The organism is Jiella marina (assembly GCF_024359545.1).
Lineage (GTDB): Bacteria > Pseudomonadota > Alphaproteobacteria > Rhizobiales > Rhizobiaceae > Jiella.
The window spans coordinates 54,904-68,636 of the sequence record NZ_JAKQZG010000017.1; the positions used below are offsets into that span (position 1 = coordinate 54,904).

12 protein-coding genes are annotated in these 13,733 nt (G+C 65.0%); 3 read left to right on the forward strand and 9 right to left on the reverse strand.

Annotated features, from left to right (window positions below; all coding sequences use genetic code 11):
* Nucleotides 1-4: 4 nt before the first annotated feature.
* The 8 genes from MF134_RS22040 to MF134_RS22075 form a co-directional block, all read right to left on the reverse strand.
* The gene (locus MF134_RS22040) at nucleotides 5-655 is read right to left on the reverse strand and encodes a septation protein A (RefSeq protein WP_255341572.1); all 651 of its coding nucleotides are present in this window, start codon (nucleotides 653-655) and stop codon (nucleotides 5-7) included.
* An 81-nt stretch (nucleotides 656-736) separates the two neighbouring features.
* Nucleotides 737-2,107: a signal recognition particle-docking protein FtsY gene (ftsY, locus tag MF134_RS22045; protein ID WP_457590046.1), complete on the reverse strand. Its 1,371-nt coding sequence runs from the start codon at nucleotides 2,105-2,107 to the stop codon at nucleotides 737-739.
* Nucleotides 2,041-2,361, reverse strand: coding sequence for a hypothetical protein (locus MF134_RS22050; protein WP_255341573.1), 321 nt, complete (start codon nucleotides 2,359-2,361; stop codon nucleotides 2,041-2,043). The genes ftsY and MF134_RS22050 overlap by 67 nt, the downstream gene beginning before the upstream one ends.
* Nucleotides 2,354-3,679, reverse strand: a complete 1,326-nt coding sequence (mtaB, locus tag MF134_RS22055; protein ID WP_255341574.1) for a tRNA (N(6)-L-threonylcarbamoyladenosine(37)-C(2))-methylthiotransferase MtaB — start codon at nucleotides 3,677-3,679, stop codon at nucleotides 2,354-2,356. Before mtaB ends, MF134_RS22050 begins: the two co-directional genes overlap by 8 nt.
* Nucleotides 3,679-4,581, reverse strand: a complete 903-nt coding sequence (gene dapF / locus MF134_RS22060) for a diaminopimelate epimerase (protein WP_255341575.1) — start codon at nucleotides 4,579-4,581, stop codon at nucleotides 3,679-3,681. Before dapF ends, mtaB begins: the two co-directional genes overlap by 1 nt.
* Nucleotides 4,582-4,846: 265 nt before the next feature.
* Nucleotides 4,847-5,548: a LysM peptidoglycan-binding domain-containing protein gene (locus tag MF134_RS22065; protein ID WP_255341576.1), complete on the reverse strand. Its 702-nt coding sequence runs from the start codon at nucleotides 5,546-5,548 to the stop codon at nucleotides 4,847-4,849.
* A 142-nt stretch (nucleotides 5,549-5,690) separates the two neighbouring features.
* Nucleotides 5,691-6,770 carry an endonuclease/exonuclease/phosphatase family protein gene (locus MF134_RS22070; protein ID WP_255341577.1) on the reverse strand — a complete coding sequence of 360 codons (1,080 nt, stop codon included), beginning with the start codon at nucleotides 6,768-6,770 and terminating at the stop codon, nucleotides 5,691-5,693.
* Between the two features lie 685 nt (nucleotides 6,771-7,455).
* A complete protein-coding gene (locus tag MF134_RS22075) occupies nucleotides 7,456-8,460 on the reverse strand; it encodes a cytochrome-c peroxidase (RefSeq protein ID WP_255341585.1) in 1,005 nt (334 codons plus the stop codon).
* A gap of 534 nt (nucleotides 8,461-8,994) precedes the next feature.
* Here MF134_RS22075 and ffh point away from each other — a divergent pair.
* The 3 genes from ffh to rpsP are packed head-to-tail and all read left to right on the forward strand — an operon-like array spanning nucleotide 8,995 to nucleotide 11,318.
* Nucleotides 8,995-10,563, forward strand: a complete 1,569-nt coding sequence (gene ffh / locus MF134_RS22080; RefSeq protein WP_255341578.1) for a signal recognition particle protein — start codon at nucleotides 8,995-8,997, stop codon at nucleotides 10,561-10,563.
* 50 nt (nucleotides 10,564-10,613) lie between these two features.
* Nucleotides 10,614-10,904 carry a chorismate mutase gene (locus MF134_RS22085; protein ID WP_255341586.1) on the forward strand — a complete coding sequence of 97 codons (291 nt, stop codon included), beginning with the start codon at nucleotides 10,614-10,616 and terminating at the stop codon, nucleotides 10,902-10,904.
* Nucleotides 10,905-10,919: 15 nt separating this feature from the next.
* Nucleotides 10,920-11,318, forward strand: a complete 399-nt coding sequence (gene rpsP, locus MF134_RS22090; RefSeq protein ID WP_255341579.1) for a 30S ribosomal protein S16 — start codon at nucleotides 10,920-10,922, stop codon at nucleotides 11,316-11,318.
* An 86-nt stretch (nucleotides 11,319-11,404) separates the two neighbouring features.
* Here the strand turns inward: rpsP and MF134_RS22095 are convergent, their stop codons facing one another.
* Nucleotides 11,405-13,192 (reverse strand): SLC13 family permease, encoded by a 1,788-nt coding sequence (locus MF134_RS22095; RefSeq protein ID WP_255341580.1) that lies wholly within the window; start codon nucleotides 13,190-13,192, stop codon nucleotides 11,405-11,407.
* Between the last annotated feature and the right edge of the window lie 541 nt (nucleotides 13,193-13,733).

Consider the following 13,733-nt stretch of genomic DNA (forward strand, 5'->3'; position numbering starts at 1 on the left):
GCGCCTATTTCCCGCCGCCGATCGGCTCCAGCGAGTGGCGCTTGATCAGAGGAAACTGGGTGAGCATGAAAACGATGGTGATCGGCATGGTCGCCCAGACCTTGAAGCCGACCCAGAAATCGGTCGAGAAGTTCCGCCATACGACTTCGTTGATGATGGCCAGAAAGACGAAGAACAGGCCCCAGCGCAGGGTCAGCTTGCGCCAGCCCTCGGCGTCGAGCTTAAAGGCTTGGTCGAAGACGTAGCCGAGCAGCGACTTGCCGAAGAGCAGGCCGCCCAGAAGCACGGCGGCGAAGAGCGCGTTGACGATGGTCGGCTTCATCTTGATGAAGGTCTCGTCCTGAAGCCAGAGCGTGAGCGTGCCGAAGACCAGCACCACCGCGAGCGTGACCAGCGGCATGATCGGCAGCGTCCGCGTGATCGCCCAGGAGACCGAGAGCGAGATCACCATCGCGGCCATGAAGAGGGCGGTCGCAATGAAGATCGGCCCGCCCAGTTCGCCCAGCGCCGGCCACATGGCGGCGAGCTGCTCGCCGCGGGAATTGGCGAAGAAGAAGACGAGAAGCGGCCCGAGCTCCAGCGCGAATTTCAGAAGCGGGTTCACTTCCTTGCGGCCGGGCGCGTTCGGGTCTTCTTCGAAGATATGGTCTTTCATGCTCACCTCTTGCGCCGCTCATATGGGCGATGACCCAGGCGATTGATAGGCGTTGAATCGGAAAACGGAGAATCGATCGCGTCAGGCTCGCTCGATCCCCGCAATCGCATTGGCATAGTCGCGGGCTTTGAACGGCTCGAGGTCGTCGACGCCTTCGCCGACGCCGACGAAATAGACCGGCAGGCGATGTTTCGCCGCGATGGCGACCAGGATGCCGCCCCGGGCGGTGCCGTCGAGCTTGGTCATGACCAGGCCATTGACGCCGGAGACGTTGCGGAAGATCTCGACCTGGCTGAGCGCGTTCTGGCCGGTCGTCGCGTCGAGGGTCTGGAGGACGGTGTGCGGGGCGTCCGGCTCGCGCTTGGCGAGCACGCGGTTGATCTTTTCCAGTTCGGCCATCAGCTCGGCCTTGTTCTGGAGGCGGCCGGCCGTGTCGATGATCAGGACGTCGGAGTCGTTTTCCAAAGCCCGGTCATAGGCCTCGTAGCAAAGCCCCGCCGCGTCGGCACCGATCTGCTTGGCGACGACCTCAGCGCCCGTGCGCTCGCCCCAGATCTTCAACTGCTCTACCGCGGCCGCGCGGAAGGTGTCGCCGGCGCAGAGCGTCACCTTGAGGCCGGCGCGGGTGAGTTTCGCCGAAAGCTTGCCGATCGTGGTCGTCTTGCCGGTGCCGTTGACGCCGACCACCAGGATGACATGCGGCTTCTTTTCGAGATCGAGTTCCAGCGGCAGGGCGACCGGATCGAGCGTCTTCTCGATTTCCTCCGCCAGGATGCGACGGACTTCGGCGCCGGCAATCTCCTTGCCGAAACGACCCTCCGACAGGCGGTCGGTGATGCGCATCGCGGTCTCGACGCCGAGGTCTGCCTGGATCAGGACATCCTCGAAATCCTGCAGCGTGTCCTCGTCCAGCCGCCGCTTGGTGAAGAGCGAGGTGATCGAGCCGGACAGCTGGTTCGAGGACCGCGACAGACCTTCGCGCAGGCGCTGCACCCAGGACGTCCGCGGCGCTTCGGCGGGGCCGGGTGTCGGCTCGGCTCGCTCGCGCAGGCGGAAGCCGGCATCGTCCGGCATCGGCGCGCGGGGTGGCTGAGGCGCAACGGCAGTGGAGGAAGGCGTGTCCTCCTCTTCCGGCGGCAACTCCTCGTCGAGCCAGGAAAAGTCGGCCTCGTCCTCGCCGGGCTCGGCCGGCTCGACGCCGAGATGATCGTCCGGCGTTGCCGGGGCTACGTCGGGGGCGGTTTCGGTGGCGTCCTGTGACGGCTCGCGCGTCTCGCTTTCGATCGGCTCTACCGGCTCGTCGAGAAAGGTGAAGTCACCGTCGGCTTCGACCGGCTCCGGTTCCTTGTCGAGAAAGGAGAAATCGCTGTCGTCTTCCGGGTCTTCTAGGTCCAGCGACTGCGCATCAGCGTTTTTTTTTGAGCCTCGCCGCTTGTTTCGGGCACGTTCGATGTTTCGGGCTTCGGCTCGGCCACTTCGGAAAGTGGGGTGATGCCGCCGGTATCGTCGGACAGATCGGCACCCGCTTCGGAATCGGCCACCGAATGGGCGGCCGCCTGGGGGCGAACCTCCGGATCCGGGGCTTCCGGCCGTCCGAGTTCGGTGTCGGTCGGGCGCGGTGTTTGTCCGTTCTCGGGCGTGCGTGCTTCCTCGCTCGCCGATCCGAAGGAGAAGATGCGCCGGAAGAAGCCTTTTTTCTCAGCCATGACTGTCGTTCGTTCTTTCATTCGAGGATGGCCGGGCAGAACCTTCGGTCAGCGTCGGCACTCCGGTCAGGACGCCATCGGCGATACCGGTAATCATAGTGTCGACGATCCTCCCGGGGAGGCCGGCGTCGATCCGACACAGGGTGAAATCCTCGGCGCGGCCAAGGCCTTCCCGCTCGATCAGGATATTCTGGTGGGTGCCGACCCGGCTTTGAAGATGCGCTTCGTGGGCGATCTCGCCTGCGGCACGCAGGAGGGCGGCGCGTTCCTTGATCACCGGCTTTGCAAGCTGCGGCATCTTCGCGGCCGGTGTTCCCGCGCGCGGGCTGAAGGGGAAGACGTGCAGGAAGGTCAGCCCGCATTCCTCGACGAGCTTCAGCGAATTCTCGAACATCGCCTCGGTCTCGGTGGGGAACCCGGCGATGATGTCGGCGCCGAAGACGATGTCCGGGCGCTTCGCCCGCATCTCGGCGCAGAAGCGGATGGAATCGCCGCGGCTGTGCCGTCGCTTCATGCGCTTCAGGATCATGTCGTCGCCGGCCTGCAGCGAGAGATGGAGATGCGGCATGAAACGCGGTTCCGACGCGATCGCATCGACCAGCGCCGGATCGGCCTCGATGGAATCGATTGAGGAAAGCCGCAGCCGGGCAAGGTCCGGCACGCGGCGCAGGATCGTCTGGACAAGATCGCCGAGCCTTGGCCGGCCGGGCAGGTCGGCGCCCCAACTCGTCATGTCGACGCCGGAGAGAACCACCTCGTTGTAGCCGCTGTCCACCAGACGCTTCATCTGATCGACCACGGCACCCATCGGCACCGAGCGCGAGTTCCCGCGGCCATAGGGGATGATGCAGAAGGTGCAGCGATGGTCGCAACCGTTCTGGATCTGGACGATCGCCCGCGCGCGTCCTTCGATCGCATCGATCATGTGGCCGGCGGTCTCGGTCACGCTCATGATGTCGTTGACGCGGACCTTCTCCTCGGCCGAGACGCCGAAATCCGGCAGCTTGCGATAGTTCTCGGCGGCAAGCTTCTCCGTGTTGCCGATGACGGCGTCCACCTCCGCCATTTCGGCGAAGCGGTCGGGTTCGGTCTGGGCGGCGCAGCCGGTGACGACGATCTGCGCGTCCGGATTCTCGCGCCGCGCCTTGCGGATCTGCTGGCGGGCCTGGCGCACGGCTTCGGCGGTGACCGCGCAGGTGTTGAAGACGATGGCGGGGCGCGCCTCGGCGCCGAGGCCGGCTTCCTCCGCTTCGCGCTTCATGACTGCCGACTCATAGGTGTTGAGCCGGCAGCCGAAAGAGACGATCTCGACGCCCATCAGCCGAGTTCCCGCGTCTCGGTTTCGACGGGATCGTCGCGGGTGAAGGCTCCGGTCTCGGGGTCCAGCCGGCCGGACCATTCCCATTCGGCGGGACCGGTCATGACCACATGGTCGTCTTCGCGCCATTCGATCGTCAGCGTGCCGCCCGGCTGAGTGACGGCGACGGTGCGGCCGGTGCGCCTCGTGCGCGCGGCGGAAACGGCGGCGGCACAGGCGGCCGAGCCGCAGGCCCGCGTCAGCCCGACACCGCGCTCCCAGGTCCGCATGGTGAGGCTCGTCGGGCCTGTGACCTGGGCGATCGAGATGTTGGCGCGCTCGGGAAAGATCGGATGGTTTTCGAGGATCGGGCCGAACCGGTCGAGCGCCAGATCGTTCACGTCCCCCTTCACCCAGAAGATCGCATGGGGATTGCCCATGGACATGACGGAAGGCGAGTGCAGGACCGGCGCGTCGATCGGCCCGATCTGCAGTTCGATGGCGCGGGTGTCGCGGAACTCCTCCGCCAGCGGGATGTCCTGCCAGCCGAAGCGCGGCTTGCCCATGTCGACGGAGATCCTGCCGTCCTCATGCTCTTCGGCCAAGAGGAGGCCGGCCCGGGTCTCGAAGGTGAATTGCGTCTTGGCGGTTTCAGCGGCGAGCGCCTGGACGACGCAGCGCGTGCCGTTGCCGCAGGCTTCGGCCTCCGACCCGTCGCGATTGATGATCTTGACGTAAGCGTCGGTTCCGTCGATCCGGGGCGCATGGATCGCCATTATCTGATCGAACCGCGTGGCCGGATCCTCCGCGAGCGCGCGCGCAGCCGCCGTGGATATGCGGGTCTTGGATTCCCGCATGTCCACGACGAGGATTTCGTTGCCGCAACCGTTCATGCGCGCGAAGGAAACGCTCGATCCGTCCATCGATGCTAGCGCCGTCTGTTCCATGCAGCGCTATATGGCCGATCGGCCTTGGGAATGAAAGGTGGGGAGGGCGCCACGCTTGTGGCGCGGCAACGAAAACAAGCGTACTGTCGGCGAACTTCCTCTCAAGGGTTTCCCTGTGCCGACGATTTCGCCCGCGCTCGCGCCGATCCTCTTGCCTTTCGGAAAGTGAGCCAGGACTCCGGAGCGGGCGCACGCCGGGCCGAGCTCGAAGAGGCCGCTCCGCGGGGCGTCTGCGCGCCTGTCAGGGCGTCGAGAACGAGAACCGCGGTGCCGCCGCCTTCCATGAGCCGTCTTCGGCACGCACGGAAATCTGGTAGCTCCCGGCATCCTGCGGGAGATCGTCCGGAATGATGATCGCCGCCCGCAGGGTGCCGTCCTGACCGGTCCGGGTCTCTTCGAGAACGGAGAAGGCCGTGCCGGGCGTTCCTCCTGCGATCACGGCCGGCTGATCGGCGGGAAGGCCGCTCGCCGTGACCGTCACCGTCGAGCCCGGCTCGCCGCTTTGCGGTTGAAGCGAGACTTCGGCGTTTCCGTCGCCTGTGGTCAGGTCGGTAATCGACTGACCCAGATTGCGGATGTTGTCGCTGATGTCGGGATTGTCGGCCAGGAATCCTTCGATCGAGGATCGCACCGACGAACCCACCTCGGAGGCGGTGTCGCCCAGTTGGCGGCCGGCCTCGCTGGCGAAGGATTTCAGCCGGTCCATGGGCCCGGTGAGACTGACCGTCTGTCCGACCCGCAGATCGGCGGAGCCGTCGATGCGTGGGTTGGCCCGAAGAATCAGCCCCTCGGTGACATCGCAGCGCGAGGCGATCGTGCTCAGCGTGTCGCCCGGCTGAACCTCGACCTCGCTCCCGCAGCCCGTTCCATCTCCTGCGGATTGCGCCATTGCACCGATCGGCGCGAGCGTCAGGCCGCTCGCCAGAAGTGCTGCTTTCCACATTCCATCATCTCCCGCTTTCGGCAATTTTCCGGCATGGGGCCATGCCTGCTTCTTCAATGCCGAGGGAATGGCGGCGTTCCGCAGCCGGCCTGCACCTGGGCCGAATCCGCCGCCGAGAATGGCGGCACAGGATGCCGACGCGCTATTTCTCCCAGTCGGTGCCGATCGCGTCGCGATCGAGTTCGCGGGAGTCCTGCATGATGTCCTTGCACTCGGCACTGTCTGCCTGGTCGGGCTCCTGCGGGTATTCCGCACCGTCGGCGTCGCGGGTGAGTGCCATCTTGAAATAGATGGGGAAGTGATCCGAGCCGATATGCGGCAGCCGCTTCATCTCGATGTAGTCGAAACGGGCATTGTGGAACAGGTGATCGAGCGGCCAGCGAAGCAGCGGATAACGGGCGTCGAACGTGTTGTAGAAGCCGCGGCCGACGCGCGGGTCGAGGAGACGCGAGACGCGCTGGAAGAGCCGCGTCGTATGCGACCAGGCCACGTCGTTGAGATCGCCGCAGACGATCGCCGGCAGTTCGTCCGCGTCGACCAGGCGCGCGACCTTGACGAGTTCGGCGTCCCGGCCGGCGGAATCCGCGTAGGGAACCGGCGGCTCGGGGTGAACGCAATAAAGCCGGAAGTCCCGGCCCGGGCGAAGCGTGACCCGGGCGATGAAGGAGGGCACGTCCTCCATGACGAGTTCGGCGATCCGCACGTGGGAGAGTTCGAGCCGGGAATAGAGGATCATGCCGTAGGAATTGTCGAGCGGCCGCGAGATCACGTGCGGCATGGTTTCGCCCAGCGGTTCGAGCGCCTTCGCCCAGCCCTCGTCCACCTCCATGAAGAGCGCGAGATCGGGCTTTTCACGTCGCACCAGTTGGACTGCGTCTTCATAGCGCCGGTTCGACATTTTGACGTTGTAGGAAAGGATCGAGAATGTACCGGGGCCGTTCGGATCGCCCTCGTAGCGCTGCGACTGGGTCGAGCGCAGCGGCGAGAACTGGGCGATGCAGGCGATCTGCACGATCGCAACGATGGCGAGAATGCCGGCCAGCCACCATTTCCCTGAGCCTTCGATCAGCAAGAACGAGAGAACGGCGAGGAGCGCCGCGAGCGCCAGGATCTGCAGGCGCGGAAACGAGCAGACGCGGACAAACCCGTGGGAGATCCGCAGGAAAGGCAGGGCCGTCGCCACGGCGAGGACGGCTGTGAGGAAGCCGAGAACATAGATCATTGAGCGTCAGAGCGTGGGGTGGTTTCTCTTGACCAGGAAACTCCCGGCGGCGGGACACAACGACGCGGGGCTTTGTCAGGAAACCCCACGCTGCTCTGGCGTGGAAATAGGCCGCCGCCACAATCGTTCCATGTTTCGCGTCACGAGCACGCTCGGCGAGGAAACAAACCGATCCACAACGCGAGACAGCGCGGTCTCGCGACCGCGCTAGTCCCACCCTCCGCTCGCAGTGGGGCGTTGAGCGAGCGAAAGTGTCTCTTGTCTCAACTGTCGGGCAACCTGCTGACGCCGAGCCCGACCGGTGACGAACACCGACAACTTTCTGACTGAGGTGTCCCCTCTGGCGCTCTGTCGTTCCGTCGCACTGTGGAGTGGAAGGCCTAGAGAGATTTTTGCTGCTTCGACGTCGTTCGCGCTCCGGCTTGCATTCGACCTTTGCCGATCGTGCCTTGTTTTGCCTGTCGGGCACGGGGCGCCGAAGACACTGTTGCGAGGATCGTCGACACGGCCCTCGTCCAAGGGGCCAAAGGAACCGTTCAGGAATGCCCGCTCGCTCATGGCGGCGCGGAAACGTCAAACACCCCTTTCGAGCGGACAATCCGGCCGAAAGGGGCGTCGCTCAGTGTCGCCGTCGCCACGCAAGCAGAGCGTAGCGGCGGCTCAAGCATGCCGTGAGCGTTCAGGCCTATTGCCCCGGCACGACGTCCTCGCTCGGCCGCGGGGTCGAGGCCGTCTCCGCCGGCAGCACCGGATAGCTCACCTCGGGCATCTGGCCGGTCAGCGAGTCGAGGAAGGCGACGATGTCCTCCACCTCCTGGTCGGTGAGGTCTTCGCCGAGCTGCGAGGTGCCCATGATGGCGACGGCCTGCTTCAGATCCCAGACCTTGCCCGAATGGAAGTAGGGCGCCGTAAGGGCAATGTTGCGCAGGGGCGCGGCACGGAAGACGTAGGAATCGTCGGCCGTCTCGGTCACCGCGAAGCGTCCCTTGTCGTCTTCTGGCAGAACTTCCGCACCCGGCTTCTCGATCAGGCCGAAGGGATAATAGCCATTGCCTCCGAGATTTATGCCGCTGTGGCAGGATGCGCAGCCCTTGTCGATGAAGGTGGCGAGACCGGCCTTCTGCTGTTCGTCGAGGGCCGCCTCGTTGCCGTTGAGATAGGCGTCGAAGGGTGCGGGCGTCAGCAGCGTCGCCTCATAGGCCTCGATCGCTCTGGCGAAATTGTCGAACGTTACCGGGTCGCCCTCTTCCGGGAACGCCGCTTCGAACCATTCGACATATTGCGGCATGGACTTCAGCGTCGCGACGACGTTCTCCGGCGTGTTCGCCATCTCGACGCCGGCCTGCACCGGTCCCTTGGCCTGGGCCTTGAGATCTTCGGCGCGTCCGTCCCAGAACTGCGCCTCGTTGAAGACCGCGTTGAGGGCGGTCGGCGCGTTGCGCGGCCCCTTCTGCCAACCATGGCCGATGGAAGTCTCGAGATTGTCGTCGCCACCGGTCGCGAGGTTGTGGCAGGAGTTGCAGGAAAACACGCCCGACGCCGACATGCGCGGATCGAAGAACAGGGCCTTGCCGAGTTCGATCTTCTCCTCGGTGATCGGGTTGTCGGTCACGGCGGGGATGGTCGAGGGCAGTGGCTCGAACACCGAGACGGCCTGCTCGCGCAAGTCCTGAGCTGAGGCCGTGCCCATGAAGACCAGGGACAGGCCGGCGGCAGAGAGCAACGCGTTCAATGTCCTGTGCATGACAACCTCGCAAAATTCCTACTGAGTGAATGGAAGGCTTATTTACAATCGCACCATAACGGTCTCGTGAGGTGGCGACTTTGATCTCGCTCAAAGAGTTTGGAGATATTCCAAGCCACAATAGCGAGTTGAGTCGGAGCGATGATCAGGCAGACGTCACGCGTGTCGCCTCGCGTCGCGACCAGGGTCATCCAGGATTTCGGGGGATGGTCTCGGGTAGGCCCGGTCAGGGCAAACCTTGACATTCGGCCGCCTTCCTGTTTGAAGCTGCCGCAAATCCGCGACATGCCGTCCGCGACCCGCCGACCGGGCCCCTCGTCCTGACAGGTTTTCCCTGCAGGAAGCACGAGCCGCCCGGAGGTCAACATCCGCCAGCGAGATTCGCCCGCGGATGCGATCATGTTTTGTGCGTGAGGGTTTGCGAGCCGGCGCTGTTTGCCCCACCTTCCGGTCGATACCGGAAGGACGGAAGGAAGCTTGATGTTCGATTCACTGCAGGACCGCCTCGGGTCCATCCTGAACGGCCTCACGGGCCGCGGCGCGCTCTCCGAAAAGGATGTGAGCGCGGCGCTGCGTGAGGTTCGTCGGGCGCTGCTGGAAGCCGACGTCGCGCTCGATGTCGTGAGGGGCTTCACCGAGCGCGTGCGCGAGAAGGCCGTCGGCGCCGAAATCCTGAAGTCGATCAAGCCCGGCCAGATGGTCGTGAAGATCGTCCATGACGAGCTGATCGCGACACTCGGTGAAACCCAGGTGCCGATCGACCTCAACGCCCCGGCGCCGGTGGTCGTGATGATGGTCGGCCTTCAGGGCTCGGGCAAGACGACGACGACGGGCAAGATCGCCAAGCGGCTGACCGAGCGCCAGAAGAAAAAGGTCCTGATGGCCTCGCTCGACACGCGCCGCCCGGCCGCGCAGGAGCAGCTCAAGGTCCTCGGCGAACAGACCTCCGTCGCCACACTGCCGATCATTCCGGGGCAGGGCCCCGTCGAGATCGCCTCGCGCGCCGAACAGGCCGCGCGTCTCGGCGGCTATGACGTGGTCATTCTCGATACCGCCGGTCGCACCCATATCGACGAGCCGCTGATGGTCGAGATGGCCGAGATCAAGGCCCGCTCGAAGCCCCATGAAATCCTCTTGGTGGCCGACTCGCTGACCGGTCAGGACGCCGTCAATCTCGCCCGCTCCTTCGACGAGCGCGTGGGGATCACCGGGATCGTGCTGACTCGTGTCGACGGCGACGGGCGCGGCGGCGCGGCGCTGTCCATGCGCGCCGTCACCGGCAAGCCGATCAAGCTGATCGGTGTCGGCGAGAAGATGGATGCGCTGGAGGACTTCCACCCTTCGCGCATCGCCGACCGCATTCTCGGCATGGGTGACATCGTCTCGCTCGTTGAAAAGGCGGCCGAGAACATCGACGCGGAAAAGGCCGCGGCGATGGCCAAGAAGATGCAGGCCGGCAAGTTCGACCTGAACGACCTCGCCGATCAGATCCGCCAGATGCAGAAGATGGGTGGCATGGGCGGCATGATGGGCCTGATGCCCGGCATGGGCAAGATGAAGGACCAGATGTCGGCCGCCGGCCTCGACGACAAGATGCTGAAGCGCCAACTCGCCATCATCTCGTCCATGACTGCCAAGGAGCGTTCGCAGCCCGACATTCTGAAGCACAGCCGCAAGAAGCGCATCGCGGCGGGCTCCGGCACGTCCTCTGCCGACATCAACAAGCTGCTCAAGATGCACCGCCAGATGGCCGACATGATGAAGTCCATGGGCAAGGGCAAGGGCGGCATGATGGGCAAGATGATGGGCGGTCTCGCCGGCCGCATGGGCCTCGGCGGGCCCGGCGGCGGTGGCATGCCCGGCGGCATGCCGGATCTCTCCAAGATGGATCCGAAGGAACTTGAAGCGCTGGCCAAGGCGGCGCAGAGCGGTGGTATGCCCGGCCTGTCGAAGGGAATGCCTCCCGGAGCGGGCGGGCCCGGCGGCCTGCCGGGGATGCCCGGCGGCGGGTTCCCGGGTCTCCCTGGTTTGCCGGGCAAGAAGAAATGACGCCGATGGACACCAATCTTTCCGGCGCGAAACTCGGAACCGTTGATCCGATGGCCGAGCTCAAGAGGCTCCGGAAGTCGATCGACAATATCGATGCGGCTCTGATCCATATGCTGGCCGAGCGCTTCCGCTGCACGCAGACGGTCGGCGCGCTCAAGGCCGAACACGATCTTCCGCCGGCCGATCCGGCTCGCGAGAAAGAGCAGATCGCCCGGCTTCGCCGGCTTGCCGACGAGGCCGATCTCGATCCCGAATTTGCGGAGACCTTCCTGAACTTCGTCATCAAGGAAGTGATTCGTCACCACGAAGCCATCGCCGCCGAACGCGGCATGACCCCTTGAAGCAGGAGAATCGAAATGCCTTTGAAAATGCGTCTCGCCCGAGCCGGCTCGAAGAAGCGCCCCTATTATCACATCGTCGTCGCCGACGCCCGTTCGCCCCGCGACGGCCGCTTCATCGAGCAGCTCGGCGCCTGGAACCCGATGCTGCCGAAGGATGCCGAGCGCGTCACGCTGAACGAGGACCGCATCAAGCATTGGCTCGGCGAGGGCGCCCAGCCGACCGATCGCGTGCTGCGCTTCCTGGACAAGGCCGGCCTTGCCAGCCGTCCGCAGCGCAACAACCCGAAGAAGGCCGAGCCGGGCAAGAAGGCTCAGGAGCGCGAAGCCGAGCGCAAGCAGCGCGAGGAAGACGCCGCGGCCGCTGCTGCCGAGGCTGCATCCCAGACCTCCGGCGAGGAAGCCTCTGCCGAGTAAGGCTCCGGCTTTTCATGCCAGGCAATCTTGCAACGGGCGGTGCCGAAACGGCGCCGCCCGTTTTCTTTTTCAAGGCCATGCCAGCGCTACCAGAGCAGCGACAGCGCGGCGACCGTAGCGATCCCGGCCAGCACGTTGAGCGGGACACCGACCTTGATGAAATCCATGAAGCGGTAGCCGCCGGCGGAATAGACGAGCGCGTTGGTCTGGTAGCCGATGGGCGTCGCGAAGCTCGCGCTTGCGGCGAACATCACGACGATGACGAAGGGTCGCGGGTCGAGGCCAAGTGTATTCGCAAGACCGATCGCGACCGGCGTGACGACGACGGCGACCGCGTTGTTGGTGACGATCTCTGTCAGGGTCGAGGCAAGCACATAGACGGCGGCGAGCACCAGAAAGGCCGGCAGACCGCGCAGATAAGGCTCCAGTGCCGAAACCACGAGTCCGGCGCTGCCGGCGGTTTCCAGCGCCTTGCCGATGGTCAGCATGGCGAAGATCAGGAGGATGATCCCCCAGTCGACCGAGGCGATCGCCTCGTCGGAGTCGATGCAGCGGGTCAGAAGCACGAAGGCGACCGCGATCCAGGCGAGGCCTGCGATCGGCATGAGACCGAGCGCGTTGCCGAGGATGACGGCGAGCAGGGCGGCGAGCGCGAAGGGCGCGCGGGACGGTCGGAAGGCGCGCTCGGACGGCTCGTTCAGATTGACGAGGTTCTGATCGTCGGCGAGCCGCCGCAGATCCTCCGGCGCGCCCTCGAGCATCAACGTGTCGCCGACCTGAAGCGGCATCTCCTCCAGACGTTGGCCCAGATTTTCGCCGAAACGATGCAGGCCGATCGGGTAGACGCCATAGCGTCGGCGAAGCCGGGCGTCGCGGAGCGTCTGGCCGATCAGCCGGGCCTGCGGCGCGAGAAGCGTCTCGACCACGATGCTCGCGCGGCTTCCCACCGGCTCCAACTCGTGCTCTCCGGTGAAATCGACCCCCTTCCTCTCCCGCAGCGCCAGAAGCGTCGCCTGATCGGAATGCAGGACGACGATATCGCCGCGCTGCAGGACGACGGGCAGTTCGCGGCGCAGCGAGAGATCACCGCGAACGACGTCGATCACCCGGCGATCGGCGCCGGCGAAAAAGGCGATCTCGTCGCTCTTCCTGCCGACATAGGGGCTGCCAACCGGAATCAGGACCTCGACCAGGAAGCGCGAACGGCGCTTCGTCTCCAGGAGACCGGAGGGGTTGGTTCGCTCGGGAATCAGCGTGCGGTAGGCGAAGGATAGATAGGCACCACCCACCAGCGCGACGACGATGCCCACCGGCGTGATCTCGAAGAGCGAGAAGCGCGCCAGTCCGGCCTCGGTGGCGACACCGTCCACGAGAAGGTTGGTCGAGGTGCCGATCAGCGTGCAGGTGCCGCCCAGGATCGCCGCGAAGGAGAGGGGCATCAGGAGTCGTGACGGGTTGTCTCCCATCGCCCGGGCGAGGCCGGCGGCAAGTGGGATCATCATCACGACGAGGGGCGTGTTGTTGACGAAGGCCGAGGCGACGATCGTGATCGCGAGGAAGGCCACGACCGTCAGGCCTGGGCTCCGGCCGGCGAGACTGGTGAGTTTGCCGGCGATCTCTGCCAGCACGCCGGTGCGCACGAGTGCGCCGCTCAGCATGAACATGGCGATGATCGTCCAGGGCGCGCTGTTGGCGAAGGCCTGGACCATCGTCTTGGAATCGATTAAGCCGAGAACGAGCGTCGCCGCCATTCCGGCGATCGCGACCACTTCCGGTTTGAACCGTTCGCTCGCAAAGACCGCGAAAAGAAGAAGGACGAGACCGAGCGCGATCTCGGCCGAATAGGCGGAAAGCCCGAGGGTTTGAAGGAGCATGAAAGCGTTCTGCCGTCACAGAGCGCCCGAGGGTCGCCGGGCCGACTCGCCGGCGCGAGCGAAGACCGCCGGGCGTGCCGCGGCAGTCGCCGGAAATCGCGGAAGAAAGGCTCCGCCAGATCCGTTTCGGTCCTGCTAGGCTTTATGCACCGAGGACAGGGATCCGAAACACCGCCTTTTTAGCGGGTCTCATGAAGCCGGGGAAGAGGTCCTCTACCGTTCCGGCGGCTCCTTGGGGCAGAGCCATGATCCTCATGCAACCGCATGGGAGCACACCCTTGATGCATAAGCGCCGGTCAATCGTGCATCTTGCACGTGACTGGTCGCCAGGCGCTTGTCCCTCGGCGCCGTCATCCTCGGGCTTGTCCCGAGGATCCACCGCGAGATGTTCGTAGAGCTGTCCGTTGGAGGAGGAGCACTGGCGAGGTTCTGGTGCGTCGCCGGCAGTAGATCCTCGGGACAAGCCCGAGGATGACGATGTCTCGAAGGTCTGGCGGCATCAGTTATCCCAGGGAGGTGCAAACCTCGAAAAGGGAGTGAA

Excerpts from the sequence above, each read along its gene's own strand:
- dapF (WP_255341575.1), bottom strand. The coding sequence starts at position 4,581 with ATGGACGGATCGAGCGTTTCCTTCGCGCGCATGAACGGTTGCGGCAAC.
- MF134_RS22070 (WP_255341577.1), bottom strand. The coding sequence starts at position 6,770 with ATGATCTATGTTCTCGGCTTCCTCACAGCCGTCCTCGCCGTGGCGACG.
- MF134_RS22085 (WP_255341586.1), top strand. The coding sequence starts at position 10,614 with ATGGCCGAGCTCAAGAGGCTCCGGAAGTCGATCGACAATATCGATGCG.
- rpsP (WP_255341579.1), top strand. The coding sequence starts at position 10,920 with ATGCCTTTGAAAATGCGTCTCGCCCGAGCCGGCTCGAAGAAGCGCCCC.
- MF134_RS22065 (WP_255341576.1), bottom strand. The coding sequence starts at position 5,548 with ATGTGGAAAGCAGCACTTCTGGCGAGCGGCCTGACGCTCGCGCCGATC.
- MF134_RS22075 (WP_255341585.1), bottom strand. The coding sequence starts at position 8,460 with ATGGGCACGGCCTCAGCTCAGGACTTGCGCGAGCAGGCCGTCTCGGTG.
- ffh (WP_255341578.1), top strand. The coding sequence starts at position 8,995 with ATGTTCGATTCACTGCAGGACCGCCTCGGGTCCATCCTGAACGGCCTC.
- mtaB (WP_255341574.1), bottom strand. The coding sequence starts at position 3,679 with ATGGGCGTCGAGATCGTCTCTTTCGGCTGCCGGCTCAACACCTATGAG.
- MF134_RS22095 (WP_255341580.1), bottom strand. The coding sequence starts at position 13,192 with ATGCTCCTTCAAACCCTCGGGCTTTCCGCCTATTCGGCCGAGATCGCG.
- MF134_RS22050 (WP_255341573.1), bottom strand. The coding sequence starts at position 2,361 with ATGGCTGAGAAAAAAGGCTTCTTCCGGCGCATCTTCTCCTTCGGATCG.
- MF134_RS22040 (WP_255341572.1), bottom strand. The coding sequence starts at position 655 with ATGAAAGACCATATCTTCGAAGAAGACCCGAACGCGCCCGGCCGCAAG.